This is a genomic window from Sporosarcina sp. P20a, assembly GCF_002743175.1.
GTDB lineage: Bacteria > Bacillota > Bacilli > Bacillales_A > Planococcaceae > Sporosarcina.
Map to the genome: position 1 here is coordinate 22,076 of NZ_PDYT01000014.1, position 21,614 is coordinate 43,689.

At 41.3% G+C, this 21,614-nt stretch carries 19 protein-coding genes; 9 read left to right on the forward strand and 10 right to left on the reverse strand.

The window, feature by feature from the left end:
* Positions 1-64: 64 nt before the first annotated feature.
* The 3 genes from CSV72_RS11475 to CSV72_RS11485 form a co-directional block, all read right to left on the reverse strand.
* The gene (locus tag CSV72_RS11475; RefSeq protein WP_099678457.1) at positions 65-841 is read right to left on the reverse strand and encodes an ABC transporter ATP-binding protein; all 777 of its coding nucleotides are present in this window, start codon (positions 839-841) and stop codon (positions 65-67) included.
* A gap of 64 nt (positions 842-905) precedes the next feature.
* On the reverse strand, positions 906-2,591 hold the full coding sequence (locus CSV72_RS11480; RefSeq protein ID WP_099678458.1) for a BCCT family transporter: 1,686 nt from the start codon (positions 2,589-2,591) through the stop codon (positions 906-908).
* A 185-nt stretch (positions 2,592-2,776) separates the two neighbouring features.
* Positions 2,777-4,024 carry an EAL and HDOD domain-containing protein gene (locus CSV72_RS11485; RefSeq protein ID WP_099678459.1) on the reverse strand — a complete coding sequence of 416 codons (1,248 nt, stop codon included), beginning with the start codon at positions 4,022-4,024 and terminating at the stop codon, positions 2,777-2,779.
* A 282-nt stretch (positions 4,025-4,306) separates the two neighbouring features.
* On the opposite strand from CSV72_RS11485, the gene CSV72_RS11490 reads away from it, so the two are divergent.
* The 5 genes from CSV72_RS11490 (at position 4,307) to CSV72_RS11510 (ending at position 9,303) form a co-directional block, all read left to right on the forward strand.
* Positions 4,307-4,522 (forward strand): spore coat associated protein CotJA, encoded by a 216-nt coding sequence (locus CSV72_RS11490; RefSeq protein WP_085427534.1) that lies wholly within the window; start codon positions 4,307-4,309, stop codon positions 4,520-4,522.
* Positions 4,522-4,785 (forward strand): spore coat protein CotJB, encoded by a 264-nt coding sequence (locus tag CSV72_RS11495; RefSeq protein ID WP_099678460.1) that lies wholly within the window; start codon positions 4,522-4,524, stop codon positions 4,783-4,785. Before CSV72_RS11490 ends, CSV72_RS11495 begins: the two co-directional genes overlap by 1 nt.
* A 36-nt stretch (positions 4,786-4,821) precedes the next feature.
* Positions 4,822-5,391 (forward strand): manganese catalase family protein, encoded by a 570-nt coding sequence (locus CSV72_RS11500; RefSeq protein WP_099624866.1) that lies wholly within the window; start codon positions 4,822-4,824, stop codon positions 5,389-5,391.
* Between the two features lie 106 nt (positions 5,392-5,497).
* Positions 5,498-7,174: an ABC1 kinase family protein gene (locus CSV72_RS11505; protein WP_233191257.1), complete on the forward strand. Its 1,677-nt coding sequence runs from the start codon at positions 5,498-5,500 to the stop codon at positions 7,172-7,174.
* A gap of 56 nt (positions 7,175-7,230) precedes the next feature.
* Positions 7,231-9,303: a catalase gene (locus tag CSV72_RS11510; RefSeq protein WP_369802912.1), complete on the forward strand. Its 2,073-nt coding sequence runs from the start codon at positions 7,231-7,233 to the stop codon at positions 9,301-9,303.
* A gap of 625 nt (positions 9,304-9,928) precedes the next feature.
* Here the strand turns inward: CSV72_RS11510 and CSV72_RS11520 are convergent.
* Complete coding sequence (locus CSV72_RS11520) at positions 9,929-10,813, reverse strand: LysR family transcriptional regulator (protein ID WP_099678464.1); 885 nt, start codon at positions 10,811-10,813, stop codon at positions 9,929-9,931.
* Positions 10,814-10,925: 112 nt separating this feature from the next.
* On the opposite strand from CSV72_RS11520, the gene CSV72_RS11525 reads away from it, so the two are divergent.
* The 3 genes from CSV72_RS11525 to CSV72_RS11535 all read left to right on the forward strand — a co-directional run bounded on the left by CSV72_RS11525 (position 10,926) and on the right by CSV72_RS11535 (position 14,004).
* A complete protein-coding gene (locus CSV72_RS11525) occupies positions 10,926-12,116 on the forward strand; it encodes a coenzyme F420-0:L-glutamate ligase (RefSeq protein ID WP_099678465.1) in 1,191 nt (396 codons plus the stop codon).
* Between the two features lie 127 nt (positions 12,117-12,243).
* Entirely contained in the window at positions 12,244-13,056 is an 813-nt protein-coding gene (locus CSV72_RS11530; protein ID WP_099678466.1) for an alpha/beta fold hydrolase, read from the forward strand.
* Positions 13,057-13,059: 3 nt separating this feature from the next.
* Entirely contained in the window at positions 13,060-14,004 is a 945-nt protein-coding gene (locus tag CSV72_RS11535; protein ID WP_099678467.1) for a GGDEF domain-containing protein, read from the forward strand.
* 44 nt (positions 14,005-14,048) lie between these two features.
* Here CSV72_RS11535 and CSV72_RS11540 read toward each other — a convergent pair whose 3' ends face one another.
* Both CSV72_RS11540 and CSV72_RS11545 read right to left on the reverse strand, forming a co-directional pair.
* Positions 14,049-15,236, reverse strand: coding sequence for an MFS transporter (locus tag CSV72_RS11540; RefSeq protein WP_099678468.1), 1,188 nt, complete (start codon positions 15,234-15,236; stop codon positions 14,049-14,051).
* Positions 15,237-15,248: 12 nt separating this feature from the next.
* Positions 15,249-15,668 carry a MarR family winged helix-turn-helix transcriptional regulator gene (locus CSV72_RS11545; RefSeq protein ID WP_099678469.1) on the reverse strand — a complete coding sequence of 140 codons (420 nt, stop codon included), beginning with the start codon at positions 15,666-15,668 and terminating at the stop codon, positions 15,249-15,251.
* A gap of 185 nt (positions 15,669-15,853) precedes the next feature.
* Here CSV72_RS11545 and CSV72_RS11550 point away from each other — a divergent pair, with 185 nt between their 5' ends.
* On the forward strand, positions 15,854-17,086 hold the full coding sequence (locus tag CSV72_RS11550; RefSeq protein ID WP_233191254.1) for a dicarboxylate/amino acid:cation symporter: 1,233 nt from the start codon (positions 15,854-15,856) through the stop codon (positions 17,084-17,086).
* Between the two features lie 101 nt (positions 17,087-17,187).
* Here the strand turns inward: CSV72_RS11550 and CSV72_RS11555 are convergent, their stop codons facing one another.
* From CSV72_RS11555 to kynU, 4 genes are all read right to left on the reverse strand, one after another.
* On the reverse strand, positions 17,188-18,819 hold the full coding sequence (locus tag CSV72_RS11555; protein WP_099678470.1) for an S-layer homology domain-containing protein: 1,632 nt from the start codon (positions 18,817-18,819) through the stop codon (positions 17,188-17,190).
* Between the two features lie 67 nt (positions 18,820-18,886).
* Complete coding sequence (gene kynA / locus CSV72_RS11560; RefSeq protein ID WP_099678471.1) at positions 18,887-19,705, reverse strand: tryptophan 2,3-dioxygenase; 819 nt, start codon at positions 19,703-19,705, stop codon at positions 18,887-18,889.
* The gene (gene kynB / locus CSV72_RS11565) at positions 19,702-20,334 is read right to left on the reverse strand and encodes an arylformamidase (RefSeq protein ID WP_099678472.1); all 633 of its coding nucleotides are present in this window, start codon (positions 20,332-20,334) and stop codon (positions 19,702-19,704) included. The genes kynA and kynB overlap by 4 nt, the downstream gene beginning before the upstream one ends.
* Positions 20,331-21,602 carry a kynureninase gene (gene kynU / locus CSV72_RS11570; RefSeq protein WP_099678473.1) on the reverse strand — a complete coding sequence of 424 codons (1,272 nt, stop codon included), beginning with the start codon at positions 21,600-21,602 and terminating at the stop codon, positions 20,331-20,333. Before kynU ends, kynB begins: the two co-directional genes overlap by 4 nt.
* Positions 21,603-21,614: the final 12 nt, after the last annotated feature.

Below are 21,614 nucleotides of genomic sequence, written 5' to 3' on the forward strand. Positions count from 1 at the left end.
TATTGCAATATTATGCTTTATATAATATTCCCTATCTATCTTGCAATAAACTGTATAGACTATATTATTTCATTGATAGATAAGGCCGTTCAGCATGCCACTCGATCGTTACAGGAACCTGATACGCTTCAGATAGCAGTTCGTCCGTCAAAACTTCTTTTTTAGGGCCACTCGCTACAATTTTTCCTTCTTTTAATAATAGTGCGTGAGTAATTTCGGGAACGAGCTCTTCTATATGATGTGTAACATAAACAAGATGCACATTACTTTTTGTAGCCGTTTCAAGCGCTTCAAGAAATTGTTCTCTTGCCAAAATGTCCAACCCCGAACACGGCTCGTCCAAAATCAATAAATCTGGATCACCCATTAAAGCCCGCGCGATCAGCACACGACGTTTTTCACCTTCAGATAGCAGTCTGAATTTCTTGCCTTTGACATGCCCTAACCGAAATTCCTTCACTAAATAATCCGCACGTATCCAGTCTTCAGCTATTATTTTATCGTAAATGCCAAAGCTCGCAAATTTACCACTGATGATGATCCGCTCGATCGATTCATTCCAGAAATAGTCCGAGAACTTTTCTAAAGAACTACTGACAAAGCCAATTTTTTTACGTAATTCAGGTAAATAGGAACTCCCAAACCGTTTGCCAAGTACTTCCACCTCACCACTTGAAGGAATTTCATATGTAGAAATAATGGATAATAGCGAAGTCTTACCAGAACCATTAAGCCCAAGCATCCCCCACTGCTGCCCTTGCTCAATCTCCCAAGTTATATCTTGTAAGATTTGATTGTCTTCTCTTTTGAACTGAACGTCTTTAACTTTTACAATCGCCATATACATGCTCCTCTCTATGATAAAAGACCGGTTCGCGCTAAATGCTACGAACCGGCCTTTTCTTCTATTCGTTCTTTTCTTTTTCTACTTCACGATACTTTTTCTTTTCAAGCTCTTGATATTTTCTATCGTTTTTTTCTTTTATTCTTCTCGCTTTTTCTGCTTCTCTACGCTCTTTCTTTTCGTTTTCACTTTCTTTCCGTTTACGTCTCTTTTTGACTTCGCCCTCTACGTGTTCAAATTGGCGAATATCCGTCGGCCTGACAGTAATCGGTTCTCTAGCCAGCAGCTTGGCCAACGAGAAGATCAGTAATAGAAGAAGTAAGGTAAACGGTAAGGCAGAAACGAGTGACGCTGATTGCAAAGCTTCTAATCCGCCAGCATATAATAATACAGCCGCGATTGCAGTCATTAAGAATCCCCAAACGAATTTCACAATTAATGGAGGGAACAAACTACCACGCGTTGTCATACTCGCTAGAATATACGTTGCTGAGTCAGCAGACGTGATCAAGAATGTAAAGATTAGCACTATAGCCAGAAACGATACGATACCTGTCATCGGCAAGTGTTGAAGCGTCGCAAAAATAGCCGACGTAACATCCTTGTCTACTTCTTGTGCGATTTGCGTACCATTACGCAAGTCGCTATAAAGTGCAGTTCCACCAAGCGTAGCAATCCACATACAAGAAAATGCAGGCGGGATGACCATGACCCCCATGATGAATTCTCGGATTGTTCGTCCCTTCGACACGCGTGCAACGAATGCACCGACGAAAGGTGACCAAGCGATAGTCCAAGCCCAGTAGAAGATGGTCCAGTCTTTCACCCAAGTGCCGCCTTGATAAGGTTGTAAACGTAAACTGTACGTAATAAAATTATTAATATAATCCCCAATTGCTAGCGTAAAGGTTTCCAATATAAATACTTTTGGTCCTACTATAAAGAAAAATAGCAATAACGCAATCGCCATACCCAAGTTAAAGTTACCTAGATATGCGATACCTTTACTCAAGCCTGTAGAAGCACTCGTCATGTAGGCGACGAACACAACAGCAATAATCAGTAGTTGAATCGTAAACGTACTCTTAATATTAAAGACATACTCCAGTCCACCACTCATTTGTAAGACACCCATACCTAATGAAGTGGCAATACCCATGACAGTCGCTATAACCGCAAATGAATCGATACCCGTCTTCACGTGGCGATTACTTCCGATCAAAGGCTCAAGCGCCGTTGAAATTAAACCATCCTTCTTCTTTCGGAACTGTAGAAACCCAATAACCAGCCCGACTATACCAAAGATGGCCCATTGTGAAATACCCCAGTGGAAGAATGAATAACCCATCGCAACACGTGCTGCCTCTTCTGTCTGAGAATCAACACCTGCAATAGGTGACTTGAAATAGTGACTCATTGGTTCCGCCACGCCCCAGAACACCAGCCCTACACCGAAACCAGCAGAAAAGAGCATGCCGATCCATGTGAAAAATGGATATTCTGGGCGTTCTGTATCTCCACCCAAACGAATAGCCCCAAATTTACTAATTGCCAATCCTACTAAAAATATAATGACAATAAATACAGCTAGTAAATAGAACCACCCAAAGTTATCTGTCGTGAAATGATAGAGCCTTTCGGAAACCACACCAAAGGGACCCGGTATCGTCGATCCTAATATGACGAGGATCAATATAAATACGGCAGAAATAGAGAACACGGGATTTTTCCAGAACTTTTTGTCCAAACTTATCGACTCCTAGTGTTCATTTGGTAACTCTCTTACTACACTCTTTACCCCAAACTCAAGAGATATAACGTTCTTCTGCCTATATAAATTACAGAATAAGAAATTACCAAATAGATTATAACTGTCTATCTTACACATCAAAAAAGACATCTTCAAGAGAAAATGTCTTTTTCCATATGTAATCAATTCATTTCATGCTCTATTCCACGCGACCAGCGCAAGGCTTGTAGAAAGATATCGCTTAACTCTTTTTTAGGAATTGCTAGTTCACGTGAAAGTCGCTCGACTGTTTGCCATTCAAAACGCTCTACCGATTCTATCAGTTCCATATATGGACTCATTTCAGTTTGTTTTCCATTTAACGTATCCATAATGACGTCGGATAAAGAAAGTAATGGCAATATATCTTCCCATTTACGCCGCATCACTGCATCGATCAGTGAAAACATACCGGTCAGAAAGTACTCGTCTTTATTTGGCTTTCTTTTATACTTCGCTAGCAGTTCACATGCTCGCGCACGACGAAGTGATAATTCAACAAGTGCTTCCACACGACCATCTTGTAGATCTGAACCTAAATCATGCAACATCAAGACTTGTAGCCACTTCTTCGTTTCATTTAGTCCGATCATCATAATCGCTTGCTTGATGGAGCTGATTTGACGCGGTATATCAAATGCTAATGAGTTGATAAAACGTAATAGTTTATAGGAAATCGATACATCCCGCATAATTAGATCGGATAGCTGATTGATAGACTGAGAATCCTGTTGGAAATAATCAATAATTTGCAGATGTATTAATGTGTTGGATGGAATTTCAGCACTCTTAATAATGTCAGGTTTCGCAAAAAAATAGCCTTGGAACAAATCATAGCCACTCTTTAATGCAAGCTGATAATCTGCCTCTGTCTCCACCTTTTCCGCCAATAAAATAATCGATGGATATCTTTTCAAAAATGTGGTGATGCGATGTTTCTCCGCTATGCTCGTTTGTATGAAATCCACTTTAATAATGTCCACGAGTTCAAATAACTGAGAATTTGTTACATATTGATCTTGTAGAATAAAATCATCTAGCGCCAGAGTGAATCCTGCTTCCTTAAACATCCGCAGCCGACGCAACAGAGCGGGTGTTATTTCCACATCTTCCAGAATCTCAATCACTACTTGATCAGGATTCAGACTCATAAATATATCCTGCGCAAGCAGTTCACCTGAAAAGTTTATGAAGGAACGCACACCGCTTGTTACCTGATCTATTCCAACGGAGAGAAAAGTATTGATTAATAGACCGATTGTAGCCTGTTCAGGATTTATATCAGGAAAGAAGTTTTTTTCACTATTTCGGTACAGTAGTTCATATGCATAAATCTCTCCTGATCTGCTTAGGATCGGCTGTCTTCCGATAAATATGGAGTAATCATTCATTTATTCCATCTCCGCGTTTCATTTGAACGTCTCCTTCATTGTATGTATTCATCCTAGGGTATTACCGAAGCTACATATCCCCTCAATTCATTCAGTTAGATATTAATTACCCCTTCCATTGTACTAGAATACTCGCTATTAATAAATATATTAATTAGATATTACTATTATATTACATAACCTTTAGACTACTAATGTTCTTTTATTTGTTGCACAAAGTCAATATGTCTAGTCATACGACATGAGAAAGTTACATATCTTGCGTAGAGGAGTTGATAACGAATGGATTATACGTTCACAGGCAGTTATGAACCGTATATTTCTCCATGGGATCCGTGTCCACCTGTCAAAGTCAAAACGTTTTCCTTGCCGCCTCAGCTGTTTATGAATTTCCAGCCCGCTTCACTTCCACAATTTTCACCTGCTGAAGCTTTACAACACGGGTCGCTGTGGCCGGCACTAGTCGATGGCTATTCAAAAAGGGAGGGAATCTCCTGATGGATGCAACTGAGCGAAGAGACATGTTGAAGAATGTGCAGCAAGCCGATTTTGTAGTAGTTGAACTGACTCTCTATACCAACACGCACCCTAATGATCAAGAAGCTCTTACGCAATGGCGACTTGCTATTAAAGAAGCGGCTAGGCTACGAAAATTGTATGAAAAGCGTTTCGGACCGCTTTCATTGAATTCCATACCGTCGGAACAAGCAATTGATACAGGTTGGCGTTGGAATCAAGCGCCTTGGCCATGGCAAATGTAGTTTTAAATACACACTAGGTTACTGGAGGGAATATGGATGTGGGTCTATGAGAAAAAGTTATTGTATCCGGTAGAAGTCAAAGAGTGTAACCCAAAACTTGCGAGGTATATTGCCGAGCAATATGGCGGTGCAGACGGCGAACTCGCTGCTGCATTACGCTATATGAATCAGCGCTACACCGTTCCTGACAAAGTGATCGGCGTACTGAATGATATTGCAACCGAAGAGTTTTCCCATTTAGAAATGCTAGCTACCATGATATACAAATTAACGAAAGACGCTACTCCTGAACAACTTGAAGAAGCGGGGCTTGGTGCACATTACGTCAATCACGGTCATGCGCTGTTTTATGAAAATGCGGGTGGTGTACCCTTTACGACGACGTACATCCAAGCAAAGGGAGATCCGATAGCTGATTTGTATGAAGATATAGCAGCGGAAGAAAAAGCGCGCGCTACGTATCAATGGATTATCGACATTTCAGACGATGCATGGATTAATGATTCTCTAAAGTTTCTAAGAGAAAGAGAAAACGTCCATTCACTGCGTTTCCGTGAAGCGGTCGAGGTCTTGAAGGATGAACGTGACAGGAAAAAAATCTTCTAATATAGAAGGGTCTCCTATTCTCTATTCAACAGAGAGGACGGGGACCTTTTTAGTGTTTAATTATACAAGTTCAATGGTATCTTTTGTAGAGAGGGTAGATACGGAGGTGTTCTTTTTGTTAAAACGAAGAATGAAAAATGCACAACGTTCACAAGAAATCATCAATGTCTTTTTAAGAAATGGATTTAGTCATATCTTATTTCGTCTTGGACTGACAGATCGTAAATTTGCTTCTGCGGACGAACAAGTTGATTTGAATTTGTATCATGTCGGTAAAAAATTACGAACTGCATTAGAACAACTTGGACCAACTTTCGTTAAGCTTGGACAAATCGCCAGCGGTCGTCGAGATTTAGTGCCTGAGGAAATTGCTTCAGAGCTTGAGAAGCTACAAGACCATGTAGAATCTTTTCCATTTGAAGTCGTGAGGGAAATCATCGAGCATCAATTAGGTGGAACGATTGAAGAGCTCTTTTTGGAATTCAATGAAAAACCACTCGCTTCAGCTTCTATAGGTCAAGTGCATACCGCTCGTTTGCCTAGCGGTGAACAAGTAGCTGTGAAAATCCAGCGACCTAATATCCAACAACAAATAAATACTGACCTAGCCATCTTGCACGACTTGGCAGGGTTTCTCGAGAAGAATATGGACTGGGCGAAAGCATATCATATAAAAGATTTAATCTATGAGTTCTCTCATTCACTACGGGAAGAACTAGATTACCAACTGGAAGGCCGTAACGCTGAACGGATCTCGCAGCAATTTGTGAAAGATCCTACTATTCAAGTCCCAGTAGTCTACGATGAATACACTACGCGTGTTGTCCTAACAGCGGGACTGGTCACAGGTATTAAAGTGAGCAATGTCGGACAACTAGACCGCGAAGGATATGATCGTAAGGTAATTGCAGAAAGAATTGCGGATTCGATGCTTTCTCAAGTAATGGAAAACGGCTTTTTCCACGGTGATCCCCATCCCGGTAATATCTTCATTGCACCTGGAAACGTTATTCATTATTTAGATTTCGGTATGGTCGGTCAACTAAGTAAGGAAATGACTTATCATTTCATTTCCTTACTCGTCGCCTTACAAAAAGGAAATATCGCCCGATTAATCGATGTATTTGAAGCTATGAATATCTTACATGAAAAAACTAACACAGATGCATTGTATCGTGACTTGCAGATTATTCAGCGGAAATATTATGAAACATCACTTACAGACTTAAGATTAGGTGATGTATTCATGGAGATTTTCTCAATTGCTTATCGACACCGCATACGTCTGCCGAATGAAATCGCCATTCTTGTAAAAGTGATTCTTACACTTGAAGGTGTACTAGGAAAGCTGGATCCTTCTTTCAGTATTATGAAAGCCATCGAACCGTATGGTAAAAAGATGGTGTTCAAACAATTCGACCTACGCTACTTATTGGAAAACGGCTGGCATACCTTTTTAAAGAATGCAGAAATTTTATCCGAGTTACCAAACGATATGAAAAAAGCTATCAAAACTATACAAAAAGGTAAAGTAGAATTAGACGTCGGCTTGAAGCAAACGAATATTATATTCCGCCGGCTTGATAAGATTGCCAATCGCTTATCCCTAAGTATTGTGTTGTTGGCATTTAGCATTCTCATGGTTGGTCTCATTATCGGTTCTGCCATTGCTGGACAAACTGCTCTCTTCTTAAAGTTACCTCTCATTGAAGTCGGCGCGGTCATCGCAGCCTTAATGTTTACTTACTTATTATTTTCCATCATTCGTTCCGGTAGAATATAGTCTTCAGTTTATCCTCTCATAATTGGGGAATAGGAAAGGCAGACTACTATTTTACGATGGGAGGATTTTATGTGAAGAACGATCACCAAGTAAATAAAGAAAGTAAAAACAAACAATTGGAGACGTTTCGCGCATACGATGGGGAACACGCTATGACAACGAATCAAGGTTTAAAGATTTCAGAAGATGAACACTCCCTAAAAGCAGGGACGCGTGGTCCGACGTTGATGGAGGATTTCCATTTCCGAGAGAAAATGACGCACTTTGACCACGAACGGATTCCAGAGCGGGTAGTTCACGCACGAGGATTTGCAGCGCATGGTGAATTCGAAGTGTACGAGTCCATGAAGAAGTATACGAAAGCAGCATTCTTACAGGAGCCAGGTATCAAAACGCCTGTATTCACTAGATTCTCTAGTGTAGCAGGGAGTAAAGGTTCCGCTGAAACCGTACGTGACGCGCGAGGTTTTGCTGTGAAGTTCTATACGCAAGAAGGAAACTACGATCTAGTCGGAAATAATATACCGGTATTCTTTATTCAAGATGCTATTAAATTTCCTGACTTAGTACATGCTGTGAAGCCCGAGCCCCATAACGAAATGCCGCAAGCCGCTTCAGCACATGATACATTTTGGGATTTCGTTGCGAACAATCAGGAATCCGCACATATGGTCATGTGGCAAATGTCCGACCGTGCCATTCCGCGGAGTTTCCGAATGATGGAAGGCTTTGGTGTTCACACGTATCGCTTTGTAAACGATCAAGGTGAAGCCCACTTTGTGAAATTCCATTGGAAACCAAAACTCGGTGCCCACTCTTTAGTTTGGGATGAAGCACAGAAGATTAACGGAAAAGATCCTGATTTCCATCGTCGTGATTTATGGGAATCGATTGAAAATGGAAACTTCGTGGAATTTGAACTTGGTGTTCAATTACTAGAAGAAAAAGATGAATTCAAATTTGATTTTGACATTCTAGATCCTACCAAGCTATGGCCTGAAGAAGATATTCCGGTAAAGATCATTGGGAAAATGACTTTAAACCGCAACGTAGACAATGTATTTGCTGAAATGGAGCAAGTAGCATACCACCCTGGCAGCGTAGTACCTGGAATTGATTTCTCGAACGATCCATTGCTACAAGGAAGACTGTTCTCTTATACAGATACTCAGTTGATCCGTCTAGGCGGACCTAACTTCCATGAGTTACCTATCAACCGACCGGTCTGTCCGTTCCACAATAACCAACGTGACGGATATGGCAGACAAACGATCAACGTCGGACAGACTCACTATCATAACAATTCATTATCCAATAATAAACCGGACACGAGTTCCGAGGAAGATGGCGGTTACGTACATTACCAAGAGAAGGTAGAAGGCCGCAAAGTACAAGCCCGAAGTGATTCGTTTAAGGATCATTTCTCACAGGCCCGTCTATTCTGGAACAGTATGTCTGACGCGGAAAAAGAGCATATAATCGCAGCGTTCAGCTTTGAAATTGGAAAAGTGAATGATATGAATGTGAGAAAACAAGCGGTAGATATGTTTGCTAATGTTGATATGGATATGGCGACTCAAGTTGCAGACGCAGTCGGTGTCGATGCACCAACAGATGTTACGCAGTCCACCGAATCCAAGTCATCCCCTGCCCTTAGTCAGGAAAACACGGCGAAAGTGCCTAATACGCGTACAGTAGCCGTATTAATCGCAGACCAATTTGACGATGAAGCGCTTGAGCCGTTTTTGAAGGCTTCATTGGACGCAGGTATGACGGTTGATATTGTGAGCGAGAAGTTCGGCAAGCTGACCGGACAAAACGGAGCGACAGTCGATGTCGACGAAACGCTACTGACGGTTCATTCCGTCCTATATGATGCGTTGTATGTTGTGGGCGGAAAAGCGAAGCAACAACAGAAGTTCGATGCAGGTGTCGCTGATTTCATCAATGAAGCGTATATGCATTTCAAGCCAATCGGCTCTGCTCCAGCGGCAAAAGAGTTGATGGACAAGTCGAAGGCAAAACCAGGTCCTGGTATTTTGATGGACTTGACGGTTTCAGGCGAAGGCGAGCAATGGGTAGAGGCTGTTGCACACCACCGTTTCTGGGATCGTAATATTTACGCATAATCAAGCACAGGCTGTCACAAGAAGATCCCCTTCTTGCGACAGCCTTTTTTTATGTATGGAGTTAAGATTCGAAGTTAAAAGCAAGTTCATGTGAATAGTGAGTAAACTTGTGAGTACTAAGGGATGGAAGCTCCAGTTGGCGGACGCTTTCCCATGGGCTCTCGCTGAGCCAACCAGGTCGCTTTGCTCCCTTTTGGTTGTCTCTCCTTTCGAGCTGATCCATCAGGAAGAGCCGTAACGAAGGACGGCTTTTGCGAGTAAAAGCGAAGCGTTAGGAGCACATCTTTGCACTTCGCCGCCAACTTCCGCTTCCATCGTACTTTTATAGTGGAGGTACTTATATCCCTCACTGTCGGTAGTGTGTGAATTATTGTTTTGTCTTAACTTATTTAGATTCAAGTACTGAAGTTCAAAACCTATACAAAACTTACTTTAATGCACAACAAAAAGTGTTACCTACTTACACTGCAAGGGATTGGCGCGTAGGAGGGGCGACTCCGAGAGGATCAGCGGGACAGGTGAAACACCCACCGGAGCGCAGCGTAGGGGTGTGGTTCACCGCCCGCCCTCCGGAAAGCGTCCCCTCCGAAGCACCAATCCCCTACCCTATCCATTGCCAGCTTATCTAATTCTTCCCCAATACCCCAATAAACTTCGAAGCGGCTGGTGATAATGACACTCCCTTTAGGTAGCAAACGCCGATGCTACGCTTAGGAATGGGCTCCAAAAACTCTACTTCCTGTAGTATGCCACGTTCCAAATACTCTTCCGAAAACTCTTTTACCACACATGCAATGCCCAAATTAATTTGTGCAAATTCCAGCAACAGCTCATGCGATCCCAATTCAAATTCAGGATAAATCTTTACACCTTCCTTTAACAGAAAGCTTTCTACATACTGGCGCGAATTGGATTTAGACTCCAACAGAATTAACGGTAATCTTGAAAGCTCCTGCAGAGGCACAGGTTTCAAGAAAAGCTTTCGGAACCGTTCTCCGTATACAAACGTGTCTTGCACGTCAAAACAAGCACGCTTCTCTAGAGAATCATCATCAATCGGAAAGTTGCAAATGGCAATATCCACTTCGCCTGATTTTAGCGCAGCAATTAGCTCTAAAGTTGTGCCATTAATTATTTTGAATCGAATACCCGGAAAACTTGTATGGAAAGCTTCCAAATAAGGTAGCAGATAATAACGGGAAATCGTGTCCCCTACCCCTATTTTTAATTCACCTGAAGATAGATTCTTCAACTCCTGCAACTTTTCATTGCCCGCATCGATTAAATTTAATGCCGAATTGACATACTCGTATAACAAGGAGCCTTCATCGGTTAATGTCACCCCTTTGGATGTACGATTGAACAGACGTGTATCCAATGCTCCTTCTAGCTGCGATATGATTTGACTGACAGCTGGTTGTGTCATAAATAAACTTCGAGCGGCTTTCGAAAAGCTTTCTTTATGAACAACGGTACGGAAGACTTTATACCACTCTAAGTTGATTGACATATAACCTCTCCTTATACCACCTATTAAGTATATTAATTTTACTTATACCATAAATGGACGTTATAATACAAAGAAGAGTGATCAAATTGAGTTTCACTAAGGAGCGATTGTTTTGGGAAGAGTTGTAGGAACGGTTGTTAGAGGATTACGTTGCCCGATTATCAATGAAGGTGACAATATTGAGCAAATCGTAGTGGATAGTGTATTAGAAGCTTCTGAAAAAGAAAATATTACGTTTCAAGATAAAGATATCGTATCCATTACGGAATCGATCGTAGCACGTGCACAAGGAAATTATGCAACAATCGATGATATTGCAAAAGATATCGAAGCGAAATTCGGTGATGATACTATTGGTGTCATTTTCCCTATTCTTAGTCGTAACCGTTTTGGAAACTGCTTACGCGGTATCGCAAAAGGTGCGAAGAAAATCGTTTTAATGCTTAGCTATCCTTCTGATGAAGTCGGTAACCACTTAGTTGAACTAGATCGTCTAGATGAAAAGGGAGTGAACCCTTGGACTGACGTATTGACTGAAGCTGAGTTCCGCGAGCACTTCGGCGATAACAAACACCCATTCACAGGCGTTGATTATATCGAATACTATAAATCATTGATGGACGAGTTCGGTGTAGAACATGAAGTCATTTTCTCCAATAATGCGAGAACGATTTTAGATTATACGAAAACTGTATTGACTTGCGACATCCATACACGTTTCAGAACGAAGCGTATTTTGGAAGCAAATGGTGCCGAAAAGATTTATGGTTTGGATGACATCTTAGCAACTTCTATTGATGGCAGTGGCTACAACGGAGAGTTCGGCTTACTTGGCGCAAACAAAGCTCAAGAGGACAGCATCAAACTGTTTCCTCATAGCTGTCAGCCTATAGTAGATAACATTCAGGACATGTTAAAAAAAGAAACAGGCAAACATATCGAAGTGATGATTTACGGAGATGGCGCGTTCAAAGACCCTGTAGGTAAGATTTGGGAACTGGCTGATCCAGTCGTATCCCCTGCCTATACAGATGGACTTGACGGTATTCCAAATGAAGTGAAACTAAAATACTTAGCTGATAATGATTTCTCTGAATTACGCGGAGAAGAATTAAAGAAAGCAGTATCTGATTTCATCGAGAATAAAGACACTAATTTAATGGGATCTATGGCTTCACAGGGTACAACTCCTCGTAAGCTAACGGATTTAATAGGTTCTTTATCCGACCTGACTTCAGGTAGTGGTGACAAAGGTACACCTATTGTCTTTATTCAAGGATACTTCGATAACTTTACAAACTAAGACGTTACACCTGTGAGAATAATCACAGGTGTTTTTTATTTTATCGCTAAAGTATTATAAACGGATCTTTTTTCTATGCTACAATGGTAATAATTTACTTGAGGTTCAGAAGAAGGGAATGGAGTTTATGACAATAGATATTAAAAGAAGAAACGCTGTACATATAACAGGTTCTGGTGAACAAACCATAGTCTTTGCACACGGTTTTGGCTGTGATCAAACGGTATGGAATCATGTCGTTCCCGCATTCCAAGAACAGTATCGGATTGTGACATTTGATTATGTAGGCTCTGGCCAAAGTGATAAGACAGCCTACTCAGCAGAGCGCTATGCAGCATTACCTGGCTACGCACAAGATGTGATCGAGGTATGCGATGCACTAGAACTAAAAGATATTATCTACGTGGGTCACTCAGTAAGCGGAATGATTGGTGTGCTCGCTTCCATCCAAAGACCTGACTTGATGCAAAAGCTTATCATGATCGGCCCATCACCTCATTACTTGAATGAAGTCGATTACTATGGTGGATTTGAACGTGAAGATATTGATGAATTACTCGATATGATGGAGATGAACTATAAAGAGTTCACTAAATACTTAGCACCTATTGCGATGAAAAATGAAGATCGCCCACATCTATCTGAAGAGTTCGAGTCTATGCTATGTACGAATGACCCTCGCATCGCGCGTCGCTTTGCAGAAGCAACATTCATGTCAGACGTTCGTGAGGAATTATCTAAGGTTCTAACAAGAACGCTTATTTTACAGCCAACTGAAGACTCTATTGTACCGCTCGAAGTGGGTCATTATATTCAAAAACACATTTCGGATAGTGAACTGGTCATCATGAAGGCAAAAGGACATAATCCACATATCAGTCATCCTAAAGAAACAATTGAAGAGATTAGACGTTTTATAGAAGAGGACAGGAGCGTATAAATTATGGACGAGCGGTTGGACTTATTGCCTTGCGGATATTTCGTCTTAACAAGTGACTGGGAGTTTGTTGAAATGAATAAGACGATGCGAGACGTATTACGCCTAGACAAAATGCCGCGACATATGCATGACGTGCTAACAGTCCCATCTAAAGTCTATTTCCAAACCTACTTTGTGCCGTCCATTTCCGTGCACCAAGAAATACGGGAAATGTATTTAAACTTTAAAGTAGATAAACGCCCCCTCCCTGTACTAATGAATGTCAGTAAACGTAATGGATTGTATGAAGGGATCGTTGTCCAAATTAAAGTACGGGATGAATATGAGAATCAGTTATTGAAATCAAAAAAAGAAGCAGAGCAAATTCAACAACAGACAGATGAAGCGTACAATAAATTACTTGGATTGCTTGAGGAAGTGGAATACAAGCAACAGCAACTTCTGGAATTGAATGAGGAACTTCAAGAACTAGCTACACGTGACGAATTAACAGGACTCTATAATCGTCGTTTATTCCGAAGAAGTCTAGATGCTGCGATTGATCGTGCAACACTCTTTAAGACACGTTCTTTCTCATTATTACTGTTTGATATCGACCATTTCAAAACCGTCAATGATACATATGGGCATCAAGTAGGAGATGATGTACTGAGGGAATTAGCTCGCAAGTTAGAGCACAAAGTTTATTCCCCCGACTTAGTAGCTCGGATTGGCGGAGAAGAGTTTGCGGTACTATTTGATGATCCTGATCACCAAAAGAACTGTGTAAGAGCAGAAGAACTTCGATGCCATATAGAGAAGTCCGAATGGAATAGCATTGCTATAACCGTTAGTATGGGCATAACGAGTTTCCAAGAAGGCGACCAATCGAGACATATTTACGGCAGGGCTGACGAAGCCCAATATACTTCCAAACGTCACGGCCGGAATTGTTTAACACACATATGAAAAGACACTACATACCGAATGGTCGTGTCTTTTTGTATAGTTTATCAACTCTGTTCTACGATGGGACGTTGGCGCATCCGACTGAATAACATGAAAAAACCAAGTGCAATCAGTACGATCACCATGAGAACCAAATACAGTTGCTGATAGCCGATAATCGGTACAAGTAATCCGAGTACATACGGGCCAAAGCCAAAACCAAAGTCTAAGAAGATGAAGAACGTTGACGTAGCCACACCTAAACGCTCAGGTTTTACACCTTGCAAAGCAATAGCTTGTGCACATGATTGGAAGTTACCAAACCCGAGCCCAAGAATGCCACCCGCAAGAAGTAACATCCAACCTGCATTTGCCCCGCTTAATAATAACAACCCACCTGCAAATAATAATAACGAAGGATAGACAACAAACTTGTTACCCTTTACATCCAATAGCTTACCGGTATAGGGTCTCGATAGCAGTACAGCGATGGCGTATACTAAAAAGAAGAAACTAGCTGCACTGACTAAGTTGATTTCCTCGGCATAGAACGAAATGAATGAAAGCACACCAGAATAAGCAATAGCAGCTAACAACGTCACGAACGCGATCGGTAATGCTTGCACTTCCAATAATTCGCGAACTCCGAATGTCTTTGCTATCGTCTCATTCTTTTTAGGCATGACAGCAGGTGTTTTCTTAACAAAAAAGAACATAGCCGCACAACCTATACTGATTGTCAGACAAAACATAAAGAGTATGTTGAAATGATAGTGCTGACTTAAGAATATGCCTAAAAAAGGCCCCACTGCTGTAGCAATAACTGTACTTAAACTGAAATACCCAATTCCTTCACCTCTACGTGAAGGTGGAAGCATTTGCGCTACCATCGTACCTGTTGCGGTAGAAGAAATACCAAGCCCAATTCCATGAAAAAATCGGTTCGCCATCAATAATGGTAAGTTTACTGCACCAAAATAAAAAATAGATGCCAATACAGTGACTGACAATCCTATAAAAAGAATATTTCGGCTTCCGATCTTTTCTATTAACCCACCTATGGCAAGGCGGGCAATTAATGTTCCAATGATGAAAATACCCGATACAAGACCTGCAACACTTGTTGATATACCATACTCTTTTACCGAATATGGCGCTATCGTAACTATAAGTAAATACATAACTAACATTAAAAAGAAGTTAATAATTGATGTAACAATAAAGTCCTTTGTCCAAATTTTTCTATTATCCATTTAACCACTCTTTCATTTATATAGATTTTTATTTGCTAATTGTAATATACGAATTCCTGCTTCTAGATCTTCTTCTGTTGCTCCTTCAAGTAAATCCTCATAAAACACTTCCAAGTCAGCCATAATACTTGCTACTGTAACTTGTCCTTGTTCTGTCAGACCAATCCATTTTTCCCTACGATCTGTTCCCGGACGAATGCTTACTAAACCCATTTCCAATAGACGCTGGACAATTTTAGTGACACTTGGCTTTTCCACTTGCCTACGTATAGCAATTTCTGCTGATGTCATTTCACCGTCTATCCGTAATAGCTTCAGTATTCCCCATTGTGAGTGAAATAATTGATACGGAGCCAGTAAATTATTTAATCGATTCAACAATGGACGATAGAGTTGAACGTATTCTGCAAAAAACTGTTGTGATTGCTTCATAAATTTACACCTCTTATACTTTTAGTTAGTCTGGCTAACTATTAATTTTATTTTAAATCTTTTCTAATCGAAAGTAAAGCAATATCAAGATACTTAACGCAACCAATTTATACGGATATGATATGATAAAATAATATTCTCGCACCGTAATTCACTAACTGAGGGAATAAGTAACGTACAGGAGAGTGATACCCATTTGGAATAAGTATAAGAACGTACCTTTTGTCGTCAAAATCACAATTGGATTTATTGCGGGCACATTGCTCGGAATATTTTTTCACGAATACACGACTTTCCTGAAACCATTCGGAACATTGTTATTAAATTTACTCAGCTTGATTGCCATACCTGTCATCTTCCTGACGGTTGTATTAGCTGTTAATCAAATGAATTTAGCCCAACTCGGGAAAATGGGTGGTAAATTAATTCTCTATTATACGGCAACTACAGCCGCCGCTGTATTAATCGGACTTTCTTTGGCGATGTGGATCAAGCCAGGTAAAAATTTAACTTTACCAACTGACGCAGTAGTAGAGCCTCCACATACACCTGGATTCTCAGAAATCCTATTGCAAATTGTGCCAAAGAATATCTTCGAAGCTTTTACATCTGGAGATCTGATGGCCATTTTATTCGTAGCAGTCATCATTGGTATGGCCATGTCTTCTATGAAGTTTTCCAAAGATACGAAACTCGTTGAAATGGGCGATTTTCTTGATCGTGTCTTTAACGCACTAAATACGATGTTCTATAAAATTCTTGAAGGTGTATTGTTATATGCTCCAATTGGTGTTTTCGCGATCAGTGCCACCGCATTTGGTGAGCAAGGATGGGAAACATTACTTGGATTGTTATCATTCGTCGGCGTTTTCTATCTTGGCGTTTTGATTCTTTGGTTGTTTGTCTACAGCGGGTTCTTAAAGCTTTTCGGAAATCCGGTATTGCCTTTTTATCGTAATACGAAAGATGCCTACACAACGGCATTCTTCACTTCTAGCAGTATTGCGACGTTGCCAATTGCGATTGAATCTGCTAAAAAAGCGGGTGTCTCCGAGAATACAGCGAACTTCGCTTTACCATTAGGCGCAGTCTTTAATTCCGACGGTGGTGCATTGCGCATGGGTATTTCTCTCGTTTTCGCAGCGAATATTACGAACTTGAACTTATCTGCTGTAGATTTTATCGTCATCATCGCAATTGGAACTTTGCTTTCTATTGGAACGGCTGGCGTTCCTGCTGCCGGATTGGTTACGCTATCTGCAGTACTTACTATGTTCGGATTACCGCTCGAGATCGTCGCCCTGATTGCTGGAGTTGATGCATTGATTGGTATGGCGGGTACCGCTTCCAATGTCATGGGGGATATCGTCGGTGCCGCTGTGGTGGATAAGAAAACACCACGTAAGAAATTTGCATAAATCGCACCCTTGATCGAAGTTCGACTAGTGGCTATTCCTGAAACTGAACAACACTAAAAGGCAAACCTCAATGTGAGGTGTGCCTTTTAGTGTTTACTTTATTATTGCGCAATAGCTTCCATTGAATGCACGATCATCTTTGCTGCATGCGCTCGGGTCGTGGAATGGTTTGGCATGAATTTCCCGTTATCCCCTGTTGCGATATTCAATTGGTAAAGGCCTGCTATTGCCCACTGCGTGTCTTTTGAGAACTTCTTAATATCCGTAAATGGTGCAGCTACTGTTGGTGTAAACGGCTTTCCAGTTGCTACTTCATACGCTCGGCTAAGCACTAATGCTAACTGTGCACGAGTAATGGGCTTGTTTGGCATGAAGTGACTATTTACTCCACTTACTAAACCATGATCATAAGCCGCTTGTATATCCGTCTTGGTGCTGTCCGCATAGTCTGCTAAATCAGTAAATGCCCATTTTGTGCTCTTAGGCTTTAAATCCAACGCACGAACAATAATTGATGTAGCTTGTGCACGTGTTAGTGATTTTTCCGGTCGGAAAGTATGATCTGCATAGCCACTAACAATACCTTTCATTGCCGCCATTTCGATTACATCTTTAGCCCAGTGATCTGTAATATCTGTAAACATCACTGTTGGTTCTTTATCTATTGTGTATTTAGTAGTTAAGTTCTGCATACTCTTTTTGCCGTTCTGATTAACAGCTTGAACAGAGAAGTGATACTCTTTATTTGGCTCGAGATCTGTAATTTCATAAGATAATACAGGTGACATCACTTCGCCTACCATTTTATCCTCATTAAAGATTTGATACGTCGAGATCATACCCGTATCAATGACTGGTTTCCAATTTAGTTCTACTGTCGTCTCATCTTTAGCCGTGACAGTAAGTGCATCATTAGCAAACCATGAATAGTTCTCCATCAATGATTTGTGGAAAGCCTCCATGACTACTTTATAGCCCGCTTGACTTAAATGAATATTTTCAGGATTAGGTAGGTACGTATAAGGATCTTCAGCAATTTTCTTCGATGTGTCTACAAACTGCGCTGTAGTGTCTGTCATACCTTTTTTAATCGCATCGTTTAACGTTACGACAAGCTGATTCACTAATGGTTGATTCTGTGGACTCAAGTAAGGGAATGGATTGTAATAGCCCATTATATATACTTGTGCACCCGGATTCAGTTGATAGATTTTGGCCAAGATTTTTTGCGTGTTCATCCCGACTTTCATAATAGCTGCCTGTAATTCTTCCGAGTTGAATTGCGGTGTACCTTTGTCATCAAACGCAAACTTCGGTAACACGTCATTTGCACCAATAGTTAACGTAATGAGATGTGCTTCTTTCACCGATTGGTGAAGAGAAGCTGTTTTGTCGGAATGTCCGATCCCTACAATCGGCTTCGTGACGTCCATCTCGAAATCCTTCAAGACATCGTCTGTCTTATAGCCCGGGTACGAAAACCCTTTATTGCTTGCCTGTAACACTTCACTTTTAGCCAGTTCCTCCGCTAAAAAGTCTGTATAGCCTTTTCCCAATTCGTTATTTGGTGTAACACCTGCTGCTAATGAATCCCCTAGCGCTAAGTAATTAATAGGAATAATCCACGTAGGTGCTTTTTCAGTATCCGCAGCAGATGCTTGTAACGGCATAACAGCAATTTGCAAAACTAAGACAAATGCCATCAAAACATAGCTAATCGACTTTTTGGTCATTATACATACCACCTTCCCATTTTCAGATTATTGTAAATTCAATCATAGTTGCTAGCTTGCCAGTTTGTCAAATTTCAGTGCGGACGTCCCATAGTTCTGGAAAGAAGCGATGATCAAGTACAGATTTTAGATAGTGAACACCCGAAGAGCCGCCTGTGCCTTGCTTAAAGCCGATAATGCGCTCGACTGTTTTCATATGCCTAAAGCGCCATTGCTGATGACTGTCTTCGATATCGACTAGCTTTTCCGCTAATTGATATAAATCCCAATATCGATCTACATCACGGTACACTTCAAGCCATGCAGCTGCTACACTCGGATCTCCTTCATAAGTAATTGAAAAATCACGTGCTAGTAAGTCCGTATTGATAGCAAAACCTGCACGTGCCAAAGCTTGAATGGCTACATCATAAATTCCCGGTGCCTCATACGCTTTCGCTAATCTCGCTGATAACTCGGAGTCCTTTTCATAGATTTTAATAATTTGGGGTTGCTTATAACCTAAGGCAAACTCAATCAAACGGTTTTGATAGGATTGGAATCCTGAAGCCTTCCCTAAACTGTCGCGAAACTCCATGTACTCAGCAGGCGTCAACGTAGCCAAGACATCCCACGCTTGAATAATCTGAGTCTGAACTTTTGAGACGCGAGCAAGCATTTTGAAAGCTTCCGGCAACTCATCTTGTTGAATCGATTCGATCGCTGTCTCTAACTCATGTAAAATCAGCTTCATCCACAATTCATTTACTTGATGGATAATGATGAACAGCATTTCGTCATGATGTCCGGACAGACGCTCTTGACTCGATAGCACCTGATCTAAATGTAAATACTCTCCGTACGTCATCGATTCACGAAAATCGATGTGAATCCCCTTTTCCTTCATGACTGCAACCTCCTGACGACTGCACGGACAGGACTTCCATCCGCATCTTCCAATGCTAAAGGCAATGCAATTAACTCATAACTTCCTGCTTCCAATGAATGCAATACTAGATTCTCGATGATGATCACATCATTGCGATATAACGAATGATGACCAAGTAGATCTTTACTAGTCTCCGAATCGACAGATGGCGTATCTACGCCGATTAGACGTACACCGCGTTCTTTCAATAACGGTCCGACATCCTCACCGATGACAGTGAAGTTCTCAGGAAATTTCGTTGGTGTTGGGTGGCTTCCCGTTTTCAATAAAAGTCGTTCTGCACCATCGAAATCAAGTGGCTCCAAATCTGCCCGCGTCACACAACTAACTCCTGTCACGTCTACCAAACAAGCTTTGCCTATATACAAATCCACCGGCAACTCCAAGATTTTTAATCCATTATCATCATAATGAAAAGGAGCATCCGTATGCGTGCCGATATGCGTACTCATCGTTAATTTACCAATGTTGACCGAACCAGACTGCTCTTTCGAAATGGCTACTTCATAGCTAAACGGTGTGTCTCCTGGCCATTCCGCAATACGTTGATTCAATGGTTGTGTAATATCGATCCACTGATTCGTCATGCCACCACCCCGCGTTCATTCGGAAATTGTTTGTATATATCTTCTTGCATAATATTTTTGAGGATTTGTACCGTTTGCCAGACGTCTTCGAATGAATTATACAATGCAACAGGCGCTAACCGAATACCGTCAGGCGCACGAAAGTCTGGAACGACACCTTGTGCTTTCAATGCTTGACATATTCTTGCAGCTTCCTTGTGCTGCAGTAATAAGTGACCCCCACGCGAATCGTCTAGTGGATTCCCGACACCAAACGAATACTCACCTAGTTCATTCTCTATGCAACTCAACATAAAGCTTGTGAGTTCCAATGACTTCTGACGAATTTCCTCCATTCCGATTTCCTCGAACATTTCAAGTGAACCGAGTAGCGGAGCCAGGCTCAATATATGCGGTGTTCCGATTTGGTATGCACCTGCATCTGTTGCAGGTGTCATCGTATGATTCATATCAAATTGCTTGTTCTTATCAGAGCCGAACCATCCTGCAAGCCCTGCTTCTTTACCAAAATGTCGTTCATTGACGAATAAACCGCCAACAGATCCAGGTCCGCCATTCAAGTGTTTATATGTACACCAAAAAGCAAAATCAACGTCCCATTCATGAAGTGCATGCGTTACGGAACCAACCGAATGGGATAAATCGAATCCAATCGGGATCTTTCTTTCCCTCGCCTCCCGCGTAAGCATTTGCATATCTAGCACCTGACCACTGCGATATAAAACGGATGGCAGTACAATCAGCGCAACGTCTTCTGTCATTTCCTCAATGATTCGATTTTCATCCAACGTAAGCCCATCTTCGCTTTTCACACGAATCAGATGCTCATCCGGATCAAGCCCCTGTACACGAATCTGACTTTGTAACGCATAAATGTCTGACGGGAAATTCAATTCATCTGCTAATATTTTCGTTCTTTTCCCCGAAGGTCGATAAAATGTGGAAATCATTTGATGTAAATTCGTCGTAGTAGAACCTGTCGCAATCACTTCAGACTTCTTCCCGCCAACTAACGGCGCCATTCTTCCCCCTATTTGTTCTGCCATGTAATACCAAGGATGCGTTCCCTCCGTCCAGCCATCAATTGCAAGTGTTTTCCAAGTGTCTAGCAGTTCGAATAACTTCTTTTCTGAGCGCTTTGATAATAATCCAAGTGAATTGCCATCCATATAGATTTTCTCTTGCGGTAAGTAAAATTCCTCTCTGTAAGGTGCAAGTAAATCTTGCTGATCTAGTACTTTTGCATACTCTAGTGTATTGGAGCTCATATACATTCTCCT

What these genes read in the sequence shown, in the direction of transcription:
- CSV72_RS11475 (WP_099678457.1), bottom strand. Translation starts at nt 841, where the DNA reads ATGGCGATTGTAAAAGTTAAAGACGTTCAGTTCAAAAGAGAAGACAAT.
- CSV72_RS11485 (WP_099678459.1), bottom strand. Translation starts at nt 4,024, where the DNA reads ATGAATGATTACTCCATATTTATCGGAAGACAGCCGATCCTAAGCAGA.
- CSV72_RS11490 (WP_085427534.1), top strand. Translation starts at nt 4,307, where the DNA reads ATGGATTATACGTTCACAGGCAGTTATGAACCGTATATTTCTCCATGG.
- CSV72_RS11495 (WP_099678460.1), top strand. Translation starts at nt 4,522, where the DNA reads ATGGATGCAACTGAGCGAAGAGACATGTTGAAGAATGTGCAGCAAGCC.
- CSV72_RS11500 (WP_099624866.1), top strand. Translation starts at nt 4,822, where the DNA reads ATGTGGGTCTATGAGAAAAAGTTATTGTATCCGGTAGAAGTCAAAGAG.
- CSV72_RS11510 (WP_369802912.1), top strand. Translation starts at nt 7,231, where the DNA reads ATGGGAGGATTTTATGTGAAGAACGATCACCAAGTAAATAAAGAAAGT.
- CSV72_RS11520 (WP_099678464.1), bottom strand. Translation starts at nt 10,813, where the DNA reads ATGTCAATCAACTTAGAGTGGTATAAAGTCTTCCGTACCGTTGTTCAT.
- CSV72_RS11530 (WP_099678466.1), top strand. Translation starts at nt 12,244, where the DNA reads ATGACAATAGATATTAAAAGAAGAAACGCTGTACATATAACAGGTTCT.
- CSV72_RS11535 (WP_099678467.1), top strand. Translation starts at nt 13,060, where the DNA reads ATGGACGAGCGGTTGGACTTATTGCCTTGCGGATATTTCGTCTTAACA.
- CSV72_RS11540 (WP_099678468.1), bottom strand. Translation starts at nt 15,236, where the DNA reads ATGGATAATAGAAAAATTTGGACAAAGGACTTTATTGTTACATCAATT.
- CSV72_RS11545 (WP_099678469.1), bottom strand. Translation starts at nt 15,668, where the DNA reads ATGAAGCAATCACAACAGTTTTTTGCAGAATACGTTCAACTCTATCGT.
- CSV72_RS11555 (WP_099678470.1), bottom strand. Translation starts at nt 18,819, where the DNA reads ATGACCAAAAAGTCGATTAGCTATGTTTTGATGGCATTTGTCTTAGTT.
- kynA (WP_099678471.1), bottom strand. Translation starts at nt 19,705, where the DNA reads ATGAAGGAAAAGGGGATTCACATCGATTTTCGTGAATCGATGACGTAC.
- kynB (WP_099678472.1), bottom strand. Translation starts at nt 20,334, where the DNA reads ATGACGAATCAGTGGATCGATATTACACAACCATTGAATCAACGTATT.
- kynU (WP_099678473.1), bottom strand. Translation starts at nt 21,602, where the DNA reads ATGAGCTCCAATACACTAGAGTATGCAAAAGTACTAGATCAGCAAGAT.